The sequence below is a fragment of the Brevibacillus sp. FIR094 genome (assembly GCF_050477165.1).
In the GTDB taxonomy this organism is placed as follows: Bacteria; Bacillota; Bacilli; order Brevibacillales; family Brevibacillaceae; genus Brevibacillus.
Map to the genome: position 1 here is coordinate 334,396 of NZ_JBEAES010000002.1, position 12,358 is coordinate 346,753.

The 12,358-nt window shown below is 47.4% G+C and carries 16 protein-coding genes; 11 read left to right on the plus strand and 5 right to left on the minus strand.

What is annotated here, in order from left to right; translation table 11 throughout:
• Positions 1-36: 36 nt before the first annotated feature.
• The 3 genes from ACQ5DJ_RS02940 to ACQ5DJ_RS02950 are packed head-to-tail and all read left to right on the plus strand — an operon-like array spanning position 37 to position 2,626.
• Entirely contained in the window at positions 37-1,029 is a 993-nt protein-coding gene (locus ACQ5DJ_RS02940) for an ABC transporter substrate-binding protein (protein ID WP_429841095.1), read from the plus strand.
• Between the two features lie 6 nt (positions 1,030-1,035).
• Positions 1,036-1,839, plus strand: a complete 804-nt coding sequence (locus tag ACQ5DJ_RS02945; RefSeq protein WP_429841096.1) for an ABC transporter ATP-binding protein — start codon at positions 1,036-1,038, stop codon at positions 1,837-1,839.
• A complete protein-coding gene (locus tag ACQ5DJ_RS02950; RefSeq protein WP_429841097.1) occupies positions 1,820-2,626 on the plus strand; it encodes an ABC transporter permease in 807 nt (268 codons plus the stop codon). The genes ACQ5DJ_RS02945 and ACQ5DJ_RS02950 overlap by 20 nt, the downstream gene beginning before the upstream one ends.
• An 80-nt stretch (positions 2,627-2,706) precedes the next feature.
• Here the strand turns inward: ACQ5DJ_RS02950 and ACQ5DJ_RS02955 are convergent, their stop codons facing one another.
• The 3 genes from ACQ5DJ_RS02955 to ACQ5DJ_RS02965 all read right to left on the minus strand — a co-directional run bounded on the left by ACQ5DJ_RS02955 (position 2,707) and on the right by ACQ5DJ_RS02965 (position 4,557).
• Positions 2,707-3,093, minus strand: coding sequence for a VOC family protein (locus ACQ5DJ_RS02955; RefSeq protein ID WP_429841098.1), 387 nt, complete (start codon positions 3,091-3,093; stop codon positions 2,707-2,709).
• Positions 3,094-3,158: 65 nt separating this feature from the next.
• Complete coding sequence (locus ACQ5DJ_RS02960; protein WP_429841099.1) at positions 3,159-4,118, minus strand: tetratricopeptide repeat protein; 960 nt, start codon at positions 4,116-4,118, stop codon at positions 3,159-3,161.
• Positions 4,119-4,182: 64 nt separating this feature from the next.
• Positions 4,183-4,557, minus strand: coding sequence for a hypothetical protein (locus tag ACQ5DJ_RS02965; RefSeq protein WP_012685928.1), 375 nt, complete (start codon positions 4,555-4,557; stop codon positions 4,183-4,185).
• A 167-nt stretch (positions 4,558-4,724) separates the two neighbouring features.
• Between ACQ5DJ_RS02965 and ACQ5DJ_RS02970 the strand changes: the two genes are divergently transcribed.
• From ACQ5DJ_RS02970 to ACQ5DJ_RS02980, 3 genes are all read left to right on the plus strand, one after another.
• Positions 4,725-5,168 (plus strand): DUF2621 domain-containing protein, encoded by a 444-nt coding sequence (locus ACQ5DJ_RS02970; RefSeq protein ID WP_429841100.1) that lies wholly within the window; start codon positions 4,725-4,727, stop codon positions 5,166-5,168.
• Between the two features lie 65 nt (positions 5,169-5,233).
• Entirely contained in the window at positions 5,234-5,476 is a 243-nt protein-coding gene (locus ACQ5DJ_RS02975; RefSeq protein WP_429841101.1) for a hypothetical protein, read from the plus strand.
• 46 nt (positions 5,477-5,522) lie between these two features.
• On the plus strand, positions 5,523-5,951 hold the full coding sequence (locus ACQ5DJ_RS02980) for a hypothetical protein (RefSeq protein WP_429841102.1): 429 nt from the start codon (positions 5,523-5,525) through the stop codon (positions 5,949-5,951).
• A 69-nt stretch (positions 5,952-6,020) separates the two neighbouring features.
• On the opposite strand, the gene ACQ5DJ_RS02985 is transcribed toward ACQ5DJ_RS02980, so the two are convergent.
• Positions 6,021-6,620: a DUF502 domain-containing protein gene (locus tag ACQ5DJ_RS02985; protein WP_429841103.1), complete on the minus strand. Its 600-nt coding sequence runs from the start codon at positions 6,618-6,620 to the stop codon at positions 6,021-6,023.
• Positions 6,621-6,718: 98 nt separating this feature from the next.
• Between ACQ5DJ_RS02985 and ACQ5DJ_RS02990 the strand changes: the two genes are divergently transcribed.
• From ACQ5DJ_RS02990 to ACQ5DJ_RS03010, 5 genes are all read left to right on the plus strand, one after another.
• Positions 6,719-7,546: a sulfurtransferase gene (locus tag ACQ5DJ_RS02990; protein ID WP_429841104.1), complete on the plus strand. Its 828-nt coding sequence runs from the start codon at positions 6,719-6,721 to the stop codon at positions 7,544-7,546.
• Positions 7,547-7,697: 151 nt separating this feature from the next.
• Complete coding sequence (locus ACQ5DJ_RS02995; protein WP_429841105.1) at positions 7,698-8,888, plus strand: helix-turn-helix domain-containing protein; 1,191 nt, start codon at positions 7,698-7,700, stop codon at positions 8,886-8,888.
• Between the two features lie 46 nt (positions 8,889-8,934).
• On the plus strand, positions 8,935-9,936 hold the full coding sequence (locus tag ACQ5DJ_RS03000; RefSeq protein ID WP_429841106.1) for an ABC transporter substrate-binding protein: 1,002 nt from the start codon (positions 8,935-8,937) through the stop codon (positions 9,934-9,936).
• A complete protein-coding gene (locus ACQ5DJ_RS03005) occupies positions 9,933-10,736 on the plus strand; it encodes an alpha/beta hydrolase (protein WP_429841107.1) in 804 nt (267 codons plus the stop codon). The genes ACQ5DJ_RS03000 and ACQ5DJ_RS03005 overlap by 4 nt, the downstream gene beginning before the upstream one ends.
• Before the next feature lie 38 nt (positions 10,737-10,774).
• Positions 10,775-11,569 (plus strand): DUF817 domain-containing protein, encoded by a 795-nt coding sequence (locus ACQ5DJ_RS03010; RefSeq protein ID WP_429841108.1) that lies wholly within the window; start codon positions 10,775-10,777, stop codon positions 11,567-11,569.
• A gap of 79 nt (positions 11,570-11,648) precedes the next feature.
• Here ACQ5DJ_RS03010 and ACQ5DJ_RS03015 read toward each other — a convergent pair.
• Positions 11,649-12,358: IS3 family transposase (locus tag ACQ5DJ_RS03015; RefSeq protein WP_429841109.1), on the minus strand; the 710-nt coding region annotated here is incomplete at its 5' end.

Consider the following 12,358-nt stretch of genomic DNA (forward strand, 5'->3'; position numbering starts at 1 on the left):
CAACATACAAAGCCTAGCAAGGAGGGACTCCTAATCATGAAACGCTTTTTGGCGCTGGGGCTGGCCACTTTTCTCGTTATGACGGCCGTCTTGACTGGCTGCTCCAGCACTCCCGAAAAAATAAGAATTGGTGAAGTGACTCGTTCTTTGTTTTATGCCCCGCAATATGTCGCTCTTGAAAAAGGATTTTTCAAGGAAGAAGGTCTGGAAGTGGAGCTCTCAACCATACCTGGCGGAGATAAAGTAATGGCAGCTCTGTTATCTGGCGGCATCGAAGTCGCGCTCGTCGGCTCCGAGACCAGCATCTACGTCTCTCAGCAAGGAGCTGCCGATCCAGTTGTCAACTTTGCTCAGCTCACGCAAACGGACGGTACCTTCCTCGTTTCCCGCAACAAAATGGATGACTTTACTTTCGACAAGCTAAAGGGCAGTGTCTTCTTGGGCCAACGTAAAGGCGGCATGCCGCAAATGGTCGGGGAGTATGTACTCAAAAAGCACAATATCAATCCGCAAGGCGACCTGGAACTCATTCAGAATATCGAATTTAAAAATATTGCGTCTTCCTTCGCATCTGGTACCGGAGCGTATGTACAGCTGTTTGAACCGGAAGCCTCTCGCTTTGAACAGGAAGGAATCGGCCATGTCGTCGCCTCTTTTGGCAAAGAGAGCGGAACCGTTCCTTACACAGCCTTTATGACAAAACAAAGCTATATCGACAGCAACGCAGCAGCTATCCAAAAGTTTACCAATGCGGTCTACAAAGGGCAACAGTGGGTTGCCAGCCACAGTGCAAAAGAAACGGCTGATGTGATTAGCAAGTACTTCGAGCAAATCGATCCAAAGATTCTGGAAATCGCTGTACAGCGTTACTTGGCGCAGGGCTCCTATGCTACCGATCCCATTCTGGACGAAAAGGAATGGAACCAGCTACAAGATATTATGGATTCCGCTGGTGAGTTAAAGCAACGCGCTGATTACACCAAGCTGGTAAACACCACTTTTGCTACCCAATCCAAAGAAGGGAAATAGGCCGTCATGAAGCAGATTTCTTCTACGCCTGCAAAAATAGAACTCGGCCACGTGACCCATCTTTATTTATCCACGACCAGGGCGTTCATGGCGGTCCAAGACATTAACCTGCGCGTGGAGGAAGGTGAATTCATTTGTCTGGTTGGACCCAGCGGTTGTGGAAAGACGACGCTGCTCTCACTCATTGCAGGACTTGAGAAGCCGACAGCAGGCAAGGTGTGTATCGACGGAAGAAAAGTCAACGGAACGTCTAGGCAAGTTGGCTACATGCTTCAGCAAGATTATTTGTTCAATTGGCGCTCCATCGAAGATAACGTGTTTCTCGGACTCGATATCCAAGGCATCCGCTCCAAGGAAACAGAAGAGTACGCCCTGCATCTGCTGGATGAAATGGAACTGTCTGATGTGCGCAAATCCTCTCCCCTACAGCTGTCAGGCGGCATGCGGCAACGGGTTGCACTCGTCCGAACACTCGCCTGTCAACCTGATGTGCTCTTGCTTGACGAACCATTTTCGGCATTGGACTATCAAACCAAACTCAAGCTCGAAGACTTGATCTTTTCAACACTGCGTCGGCATAAAAAAACGGCAGTCCTTGTGACACATGATCTCTCCGAATCAATCGCGATGGGCGATCGCGTCTATATCTTTTCACGCAATCCGGGACGCATCAACAGCGAGATTGTCGTACCCAACCCGATCCGGGATGCTCTGCCGTTCGACGCCAGAAATCATGATGGATTCCAAGAGTTGTTCCATCGCGTGTGGAAAGAGATGGAGGTAGTGTCTGATGCAGCCAAAGGAAATTGAATCCGTCCATCGTCGTTACTTACAGCTAGAAAAGCGTATGAGCTTTTCCGTCTTTTCCACACAACTGTTCCTCTTTCTCGTTTTTGTCGGCTTATGGGAGCTCTTGGCTCGAACAAACACTATTAATGCACTCATCTTCAGCTATCCCTCCAAGATTTGGGCTCAATTTTGGCAACAGCTGCAAGATGGCAGTCTTCTCCCGCATGTCGGCTTGACCGTTTGGGAAACGATCATCGGCTTTCTCTTAGGAACGATTCTGGGAACCGTCACGGCAACGATCATATGGTGGTCCCCTTTTCTCTCCCGCGTACTAGAGCCTTATCTGGTTATTGCAAACAGTATGCCAAAAGTAGCCCTCGGTCCGGTTTTCATCGTCGGCTTTGGTCCAGGTTTGCTCTCCGTCATAGCCATGGGGTGCGCGATCTCAGTCATCATCACCACGATCAACGTCTACACCAGCTTCAAAGAAGTCAATCAAAATTACGTCAAAGTCGTGCAAACACTTGGAGGGAGCAAACGGCAAATCTTCACGCTCGTCATTTTGCCAGCTACCATCCCAACTCTTCTCGCAACGCTGAAAGTGAATGTTGGACTTTCGTGGGTGGGCGTCATCGTTGGAGAGTTTCTCGTATCCCAGCAAGGCTTGGGGTATTTGATCATATACGGCTTCCAAGTATTTAATTTCACCCTGGTCATGATGAGCTTAGCCATTATCGCCGTCATCGCTACCCTGATGTATCAAGGTGTAGCCTATATAGAGCGGCGGCTCACCAGCCAGTTCAAATAGATGGCTTCTAAAAAACGGTGCCAACCATCTACCGGGGATGATTGCACCGTTTTTTCATGGACCCATATGTTCTGACGAGGTTAGGGGGCCACGATCTCGACCTTAATTCTATCGGGGTCCTCGAAAAACAAAGCATAATGTCCCTCGCCTCCAGCATGCGGATGCCGATCCTGATAGAGCAAAGAGATACCCCTACGAGCAACTTCCTCCCGCAGCTTTTCCACATGTTCTCGATCCCGTGCATAAAATGCCAGATGATTCAAACCGACTCGACAACGATGATACGGAATGTCGAGGAATCGCTCTTCTGCCTGGACAAAAACCAGATAGGTACCGCTCTGTTTCCAGCTTACCCCACTACCCCATTCTTGATATCGCGTATAGCCCAGCTCTCCCTCCAGCAACCAGCCCCAAAAATCTTTGGAGCGTGCCAGATTGGAGACATACAATTCCACATGATGCAGCATCGTACAGCCCCCCTTCTTACAGAAAAACGCCCGACAGCGAAATGCCGGGCGCTCTAGCTATCGATTTACTTCCAAAACTTCCACTTGCTCTTCTTCGTCGTCGGATCGTCCATTTGGCTCTCGCCGACCTTCTGTTGGGCGGCTGCTTCCACTTCGAGCGCTCCAGGTACTCGATTCAGGAAGTGATCGACCATAGGCTTGTAGTTATCTGGCAATTGCTCTTGCATGCTACGCAGGATGACGATTGCCTTTTCCATTTGATCGGTTGCCAACAGAGCATTGGCATAGTTGAAGCCAGCATACGGATACGGGAAATGTGGTGTCCAGAACTTTTCACAAATCTGAATCAGCTGATAGACATAACCCGCTTGTCCCAATTCACCTGTCACAGTCATGACGACCTCAAAGCGGTCTTTCGCTCCTTCAATCGCAACCGTGTACCATTTCATTGCATTCAGGAGATCCTCCTCCGTCAACGCAACACGCGCCAGCTGCAATTGTGGTCTCCAAGCACCTTCTTTACTTGCCAGTGCCTCAAGCTGCCCTTTCAGCTCATCCTTCTTCCCTCTTTGGACGAAGCTCTCGACAAACATGTTCAAGCCATTTTCTTGATTCGGGTCTTTGTGCAGACCAGTATGTAGGGTCTCGAACGCTTTTGGCTCATCTCCCTCAAACGCAAAGATTTTTGCCAAATTGGTGCATGCCGTACCCGAGGACGGGAACCGTTCCAGACAATCTGTCAAGATTTTTTTAGCGCTTTCAAATTCTCTCGCCTGCATATGAACGACTGCACGGAAAATGAGAGCAGACTCGATTGGACCGTATAATTCGAGAAGCCTGTCGGCAGCGACAGCGGCTTGCTCATGAAATTGACCCTTCACCAACTCCATCGCAAAATCGCGAAGCTTATCTTTTTCATCCCAGTACTTATCCAGACTTTGCGGAATTATTTTTTTCTGGTAGTCCTCTCGGGACATATCGATGGTTTGACCAAACTCATTGGTAAACGTCACAAATTCAGACATGAAACAGCCTCGCTTTCATTTCCTCACAAAAGTTTCAAATTCTCCACACAAGGAAAACCGCCAATTAGATCCATGCTTTGATATTTACTTTACGGATAAATTCCTCCATTGATTCCTTCGCGGGTTCGTCATTTGCCTCTTCTGCATCTTCCATGCCCATCAGTTGTCGAAACAGTGCTTCGTTCCTTGTCGCCAAAGCAAAATCAAGTAAAGCCTCATGCGAGATGCGATTTGCTTCTTCTTCCAGCAATTGCTCCTCCAAGGCGATATCCTCTTCTACAACGGCGATGTGCTTATCAATTTTCGGAATGCGTAAAACCCAGGAAAATGCGCTGTCCGGATTGCGGTCACGAGCAATCAGGTAACCGTATTCACCCAAAGGCAAACCTTGCTCGAAGGAGTCGGCAACAATGACGACGCGTTGTCCAAGCTTGAACATGAGCGTCAACTCCCAATAAAGATTAATTCTAATCATACTAAATTGTATGTGTTCTTGGGAAGAGCAAACCCCAAGGATAGGAAAACGTACAAAAAGTTTGTTGCCCGAACCAAAATAAGGTACAATTTTTACTAGTGAATGGATATTGGTAATGAGGTGTACAAGGTATGAGTGAAATGTCTACAGGGTTTTCCCTGTTTATCGTTGGCTGGACCATTGTTCTCGTAAGTCTTATGGCGATTGGCGGGTATTTCATGTTCCGCAAATTTCTCAAGTCCATGCCCAAGCAAGACGGAAAATCTGACTTGGATTGGCAAGATCATTACATTGATCAGACACGTGCGCTCTGGACAGATGAGGGTCTGACCTTGCTCAATGAATTGGTTGATCCTGTGCCACAGTTGTTTCGTGATGTTGCGAGACGTTCCATCGCAGCGAGAATCGGCCAGATCGCGCTGGAAGAGAAAGCAACCACCATTACAACAGATTTGATTGTGAAGGGGTACATCGTAGCAACCCCCAAGCGTGACCACAAATGGCTCATTGCCCACCTGAAATCCAAAGAAATCGACTACACCCCCTATGAGAAATATTTGAATGCCGAGGGCTAACTGAAACTTCCTGTAGAGTCATCCGTAAGAAAAGGTAAGACCTTTTTGGCAAGGAGACGATGTGGATGTCAGTCCTACTCACGATTTTGGGGATCGGTTTCGTTATATTGATCGTTGCGATTGTCATTGTGGGGGTCCTCTTTAAGAAAGGCGCTCGGTTCTTGTGGAAAATGACCGGACGTGGCTATCACAAGTACAGCAGCAGTGATTACCGATATCGCCCATTATGGAAGATGGGGCATCGAACATACGGTCATCGTCACTATCGTCGCAAATATTCCAGCCATAGTGGATTTTTTAGCAGCTAACGTAATGGAAATGAGAAGGCACTCAAACTCGTTTGAGTGTCTTTTTTTGTGTGTAAACGCTCTTTTTAAAACAACCGTTCTAACTTTCGGCTCGCAAGCTGCGTTTGCATCTGATGGATGGGGGGATACGAGAGAGCAAGCCATTTACTTAGGTCTTGGTGCCAGTTACAGTGATACGATTCAGGACTACAATGACGTGGACTGGTACTATCATCAGAACAATTCTGGGTCTCAAAAATCGGCTGCTGTCATTTTGCAATCCCCGCCAAACGAGAATTATAATTTGTTAGTCATTCAAAGAGATGCCCAAGGATTCGAATACACGACTGACTTAGCGAGTGCTGGAAATGGCGGACAGGAATGGATGATATTTGGGATCAACCCAGGAACAAAGGTGTGGTTCAAAGTTTATGGGAATACCACCTCTGACAATGATCGCTTTAGTAACTACAAGATTGAATTGAGAGAACACTAAAGAAGTTCCCAAAAGCAAGCAACAAACCTCCAAAACCACAAGACTCGTGGCGCTGGAGGTTTGTTTTCTTTAAGCATCGCTGCTTTTTTTGTTTACGTTTTGCGGCCCTCCGGATACTCCACCCGATACCAGGAATGCCATGACTTCTGAGCTTTCCGTATCAAGCAGTTGTACCTGATCGCTCGGGAACAACAAGAGATTTCCTGCAAAATTGTACGACTGTGGCAAATAGACCGCAACATGGTCTGTGAGACCGAAATAATCGAGGCTTTCCTTTGTAATAAACCCAATTGCCTTCGCATTACCATCCTTGGAAAGCGTCACGAGCACCGGCTTGTCGAAGCTCTTCTTCTCCCCCACAAACGCTCCGATCAAATCCTTGATGGATGTATAAATGAGTTTGATAAACGGCACTTTCTCGAAAACAGTGGACACGAGCGAAAGCACTCCGCGTGTCAGTACATTGGATGCAAGGAAACCTACAATCGTAATGCCGAGTATGGTCAAGAGGAAGCCCAGTCCTGGAATTTGGAGGTTAAACCAGTTGTGGACCAGCTTATAGAACCAGTTATCCACTGTCGTGAAAATCCAGTACAAAATATAAATCGTCACTGCCAAAGGAATGACAAACAATAACCCCTCTAAAAAATACCGAATGAAACGCTTCATCTCTCTTCTCCTCTCCCCTAACCACCTACCGTAATTATTGTACCTGATTGGATTGCCATCTGCTATGATGAAGAAAAAAAGAGAAAGTAGGGAGATTCATGCAAGCACTTGTCACACCTCAATGGCTCAAGGATCATCTGAACGATGAAAATTTGGTGATCGTCGATTGTCGTTTTGCTTTAAGTGCTTCTGAAGCAGGTGCAGAGGAATACGGGAAAGATCATATCCCGCAAGCCCTCTACTTTCATCTGAACCGTGACCTTTCTGGTTCCAAAAGCGAGCATGGTGGACGTCATCCTCTACCAGATACGGATCTGCTGGCTGCGCATTTTTCAAAGGCGGGAATCGATGCCAACACGACTGTCATCGCCTATGATGATCAGGAAATGGCGATGGCAGGACGTCTATGGTGGCTGCTGCGATACCTTGGTCACGATCGAGTAGCTGTACTCGACGGTGGATACGCTGCTTGGAAAAAGGCTGGCTATGAGGTAACAGCAGAAGTACCTACTGTACAAGCTCGAGAGTTCGTCCCCCAAGTCCGTTACGATATGCTGGTTGACATTGATGGCGTGAAGAGTCGAAGTGAGCAAACTGTATTGCTTGATTCTCGCGCACCAGAACGCTACCGTGGCGAGAACGAGCCAATCGATGCAAAAGCTGGGCACATACCTGGTGCACGTAATTTGTTCTACAAAGAGAACCTCGCTGCTGATCAGACGATGCTTCCGGCAGACGAACTGCAAAAGCGTCTCGCTCCTTACGCTGACAAAGAATTGATCGTCTATTGCGGCTCAGGCGTGACAGCCTGCTCCAATCTGCTTGCTTTCCATGCTGCTGGTCGAACAGATGTGAAATTGTATTTGGGCAGCTGGAGTGACTGGAGCTCGTACGAGGAAAATCCGGTTGCTACCGGTGAAGAGTAATTCCAAAAATGGAATGGCGGCGATCGCTTCCCTACGATACTGGGGAACGGTCGCCTTATTTTTTCTTCCTCTATCATTTTCGCTATCATTCATAGATAATAATTATCATTATCATAAACTTTTGCACTTGCCTGAAAAGGTGGATGGATTCATGAAGCATAACGAAGAAAACGAGCCTAGACGTCAAATGTCACTCCACGAGGTTCGCGCATATATGATCTGTAACTTCGATCGTCCGTTAAACGTAACTACGTTGGCAACGTTGGCGAACTTAAGTCCGAGCTATTTTGGTGATTCATTCAAGAAGGCTTACGGACAAAGTGTCATGGACTATGTAACGAGTCTGCGTATCAATCACGCCAAACGATTGTTACGCGAGACGGATATGAAGCTGCGGGAGATTGCGAAAACAATCGGGTATAGCGATGAATTTTACTTTAGTCGGAAGTTCAAGAAGGAAGTGGGTGTATCCCCCTCCGCGTATGAAAGAGCTTCCGAGCGTAAAGTTGCCGTCTACTCCCCTTCCCTACTGGGACATCTAATGGTACTGGGGATTATACCAGTTGCTGCTCCTTTGGATGCGAAGTGGACCCCCTATTACTATCAGCAGTATCAGCAACAGATTGCGGTTCATCTAAAAGCGGTCGAAACACCATGGAAGGATGACGATCAGGAAATGATGCTTCTGGCTGCCAAGCCGGATATTGTTATCAGCCACATAGAACTTCCCGAAACTACCAAGCAACGCTTGTCTGCACACGGCATAGACGTCTTGATCCTCCAATGTTCTGGCTGGAGAGAACAATTACGTGAAGGGGCCAGTTACACGGGCAAAGAAGCAGCTTGTAACTCCTGGATTGCTTTTTATGAAGCGAAGGCTGCTGCCGTTCGCGCAGACCTGCAGTCCGTCCTCAAACAAGAGAAATTTGCGATTATTCGACTTTATCGGGATGGCATCCATCTCTACAACAACAAGGCGATAAAGGAGCTTCTGTGCGATGATTTGCAGCTTTCCCTTGTGGAAGAGGAAACGGAGCCTTGCAATCGGCCGATCACGCTTGAGCAGCTTGCGAGCTTAGACCCGGAGCGAATCCTGTTGTTCGTTTGTCTGGATGAGTCGACACGTATAAACTGGCTTACGCTACAGCATCATTCCCTTTGGACAGGACTTCGCGCTGTTCAAAATGGGCATCTCTACCCCTTGCCTTCTAATCCGTGGTACGAGTATTCACCGGTTGCCATGAATCGGATGCTGGATGAAATGCTACTGATGATAACGGGGAAAAGTCCAAATGCGATTCAAGGTGTTGTCCATGGAGCCCCTTTCTTGCGTGAATTATAATGTTTTTCAGTGAGAAACATTATCAACGAGAGGGGGTTCCACTTGTATGACAAAGAAAACGAACCTTGCGCTGATGCTGACCACGACGATGCTCGTTGCTGGACTTGCAGCAGGCTGCGGGAACAATGCAAGCAGTGAGGCAGTGACGCAGAAGGTCGATTCGTCTGTGACCGGGAGCGCTGAAGGATCGGCAAAGATCTCTTCTGACCAACCTGCCTACCCGCGGGTACTAAAGGATGAAATGGGTAACGAGGTGACATTGCCATCCGCACCTACCAAAATATTCGCTCCCAATCTGGAGGATACATTGGTCGCCTTAGGAGTTGCTCCTGTCGTGCAATGGTCATCTGGTTCCAGACCGAAAATGTATTTGCAAGATAAGCTAAAGGATGTGCCGTCCATTACCTTCGCAGGTGGATTGCCTCCAGAGCCAGAAGCGGTTATGGCCCATGAGCCAGATCTCATCCTCTTACACAATGCCAACCATATCGAAAGCGGCGTGTACGATAAATATAAGATGATTGCTCCGACATATGTGTTCAAACAAGCAAATGCTGATCTCGAATCTTCCGTACACGTGGTTGGCGATCTGTTGGGCAAGTCGGCGGAAGCTGAAGAAGCTTTGCAGAAGTATAAGGAGCATGTTGAGTCAGCCAAAAAGGAGCTGGCCCCCCATATCCAAGGTAAAAAAGCCGCGATCATTCGCTTCAATGGCAGAGGGATGTTCTTCATCAAGTATGACTTCTTTAGTGGATACGTACTTACCAAAGAACTAGGCTTTTTGCCGAGCCAGGTTGTATCCGACGGTGACATTAATTTATCACTAGAGAGCTTACCTGATTTGGATGCGGACTATATTTTCCTCATCAATGACGCTGGTACGGGGGATGCGTTTGAGAAAGATTTGACAGAGAGTGCTGTTTGGAAAAGCATGGAGGCTGTGAAGAACGGTCGTACGTTTAAAGTTGAGGGAGATCACTGGTTAAGTGGCGGTCTGATCGCACATATGAAAGTCATTGACGATGTGAAAGGATTGATTGCAAAATGAGAATCATAGAGAAAAGCGGCTACTCCCCTAGTAATTGTGTAGAGTGGACACTGCAATCAAGCCAAGGTCGTGACTATCGGATTATGATCGCGATTCCGGAAGCTGAGGCCCCTCCTGAAGGGTATGCGGTTATTTATGCCGTGGATGGCGATGCGATGTTCGGAACAATTGCTGAGACAGTGAAGGTGCAAACCCGTAAGCCCAAGGGTTTCAACCCAGCCCTTGTTGTAGGAATCGGCTATCCATCAAGTCTGCCATTTGACATGGACCGCCGTTGTTACGATCTGACCATGCCTGTGGACGTAGCTACGCTTCCTGACCGACCAAACGGGCAGCCTTGGCCAGAGCATGGCGGAGTTGATTTGTTCCTCGATTTCCTTGAACAGCAGCTGATGCCCGCTATTTCTTCCGAGTGGCAAATTAATCCGAACAAACAGGCGATTTTCGGGCACTCCTTGGGTGGTCATTTCACACTGTATACGATGTTCTCGCGTCCGAAGCTATTTTCGCATGTCGTATCAGGCAGCCCTTCCGTCTGGTGGGGTAACGACGAGGTATTGAGGGAGCAAGAGCGCTTCATCTCCCAATGGAAAGGGGAACACGAAGCAAAGCTTCTTGTCATTGTTGGCGGTGATGAGCTCTCCTTCATGGTCGAGGGTGCACAACGAGTCGTCGAGCGCATGGAACCACTCGCTACCAAAGGTGTACAAGTGAGCTACATCAAATTCGAAGATGAGGGCCACGTAAGCGTGCTGCCTTCCGCGATCAATAGACTGGTGCGGTTTGTGCTTACGGATTAGCCCTCTGAAACTACTTTCAGAACGTAAAGGACAGACAAATGATACGATATATTCGTTTATTGCTTCATTTCGGCTATCAAGAAGCCATGTCATGCTTGTTTCCGGTCTTTATTTTTGCTTCGCTGGCCTTATCCAAATTCGTCACCATTCCTGGTTTACCGAGGTATGACCTCCTGCTTTTGCTCTGCCTACTCTTCCAAATCTTCATGGTGAAAAGTGGCTTGGAGTCTCGGGACGAATTGAAGGTCATCACGGTCTTTCACGTGATCGGGCTGTGCTTGGAAATATTCAAGGTGCATATGGGATCTTGGAGCTATCCGGAGGATGCGTACAGCAAGGTATTTGGCGTTCCTCTTTACAGTGGGTTCATGTACGCCAGTGTCGCGAGCTACTTATGTCAAGCATGGCGCCGACTAGAGGTCACTCTTTCTGGCTGGCCGCATCAGATTATCGCCACAATTTTGGGCGCAATGATCTATCTGAACTTTTTCACCCACCATTATATTTGGGATTTGCGTTGGGTGCTGATGGCAGCTATTTTCATTGTCTTCTGGAAAACCCGTGTTTATTTTAGCGTCGCGAACGAGCGATTTTTCATGCCCATCCCTCTTGGTTACTTTTTGATCGGTTTTTTCATATGGATTGCGGAAAATATAGCGACGTTCCTCGGCGCTTGGAATTATCCGAATCAAAGAGCAGGCTGGGAGCTCGTGCATCTCAGTAAAATCAGCTCATGGTTTTTACTTGTCATCGTGAGCTTCATTATCGTGGCCGAATTGAAGCACGTAAAATCTAGAAGATCCCAGTCACCTGATAGCAAGAAACACAAGTAAAAAGCCTATCCACTCTACGTACGAAACGTCAAGGGACTGACCCCCGTCCGTAGGACAGGTATCAAAACACCATTGCGAATTAAGCAACCAGTTGTCGATATTCAATCGGTGACTGGTTGTTTAGTTTCGTTTGAATGCGAATTGCGTTATAGTAATAAATGTAGTTACGAACGATCTGTACAACGATGGCCGTCGTTGTACAGGTAAAATCTTCGAGATAGAACGTTTCAGACTTTAGTGTGGAATGAAACGATTCTATGGGGGCATTATCAGCAGGTGTACCCTTACGGGACATACTCATGGTAATGCCTTTTTCCTTTACAGCCTGTTGATACGCATTGGATGTATAAACGGATCCTTGATCACTATGTAACATGCATCGCTCCACTGTAGGCAGCTGGTTCAACGTATCTAAAACCAAATTCGTATCTTGTGTGTCTCCAATACTGTATGCGATGATTTCGCCGTTGTACAAGTCCATGATGCTAGATAAATACAACATTTTACTGCCGAAAGGCAGGTAAGTAATATCCGTAACTAGCTTTTGCAATGGCTGTTCCGAACGAAAATTACGTTTCAACAGATAATCAGCAACCTTGAATGGTTGTCCGGTTCCATTTCGTTTTTTCACTTTCACTCGACATTGCAAACCTTCTTCTCTCATGATCCGTTGCACACGTTTATGATTTACTTGCATCTCTCGGCGTAAAAGTGCTGTAATTTTTCGGTATCCATAGCGAAATTTATGTGCTAGGCACAACTCCCGAATACGTGTCACTATTGGATTCG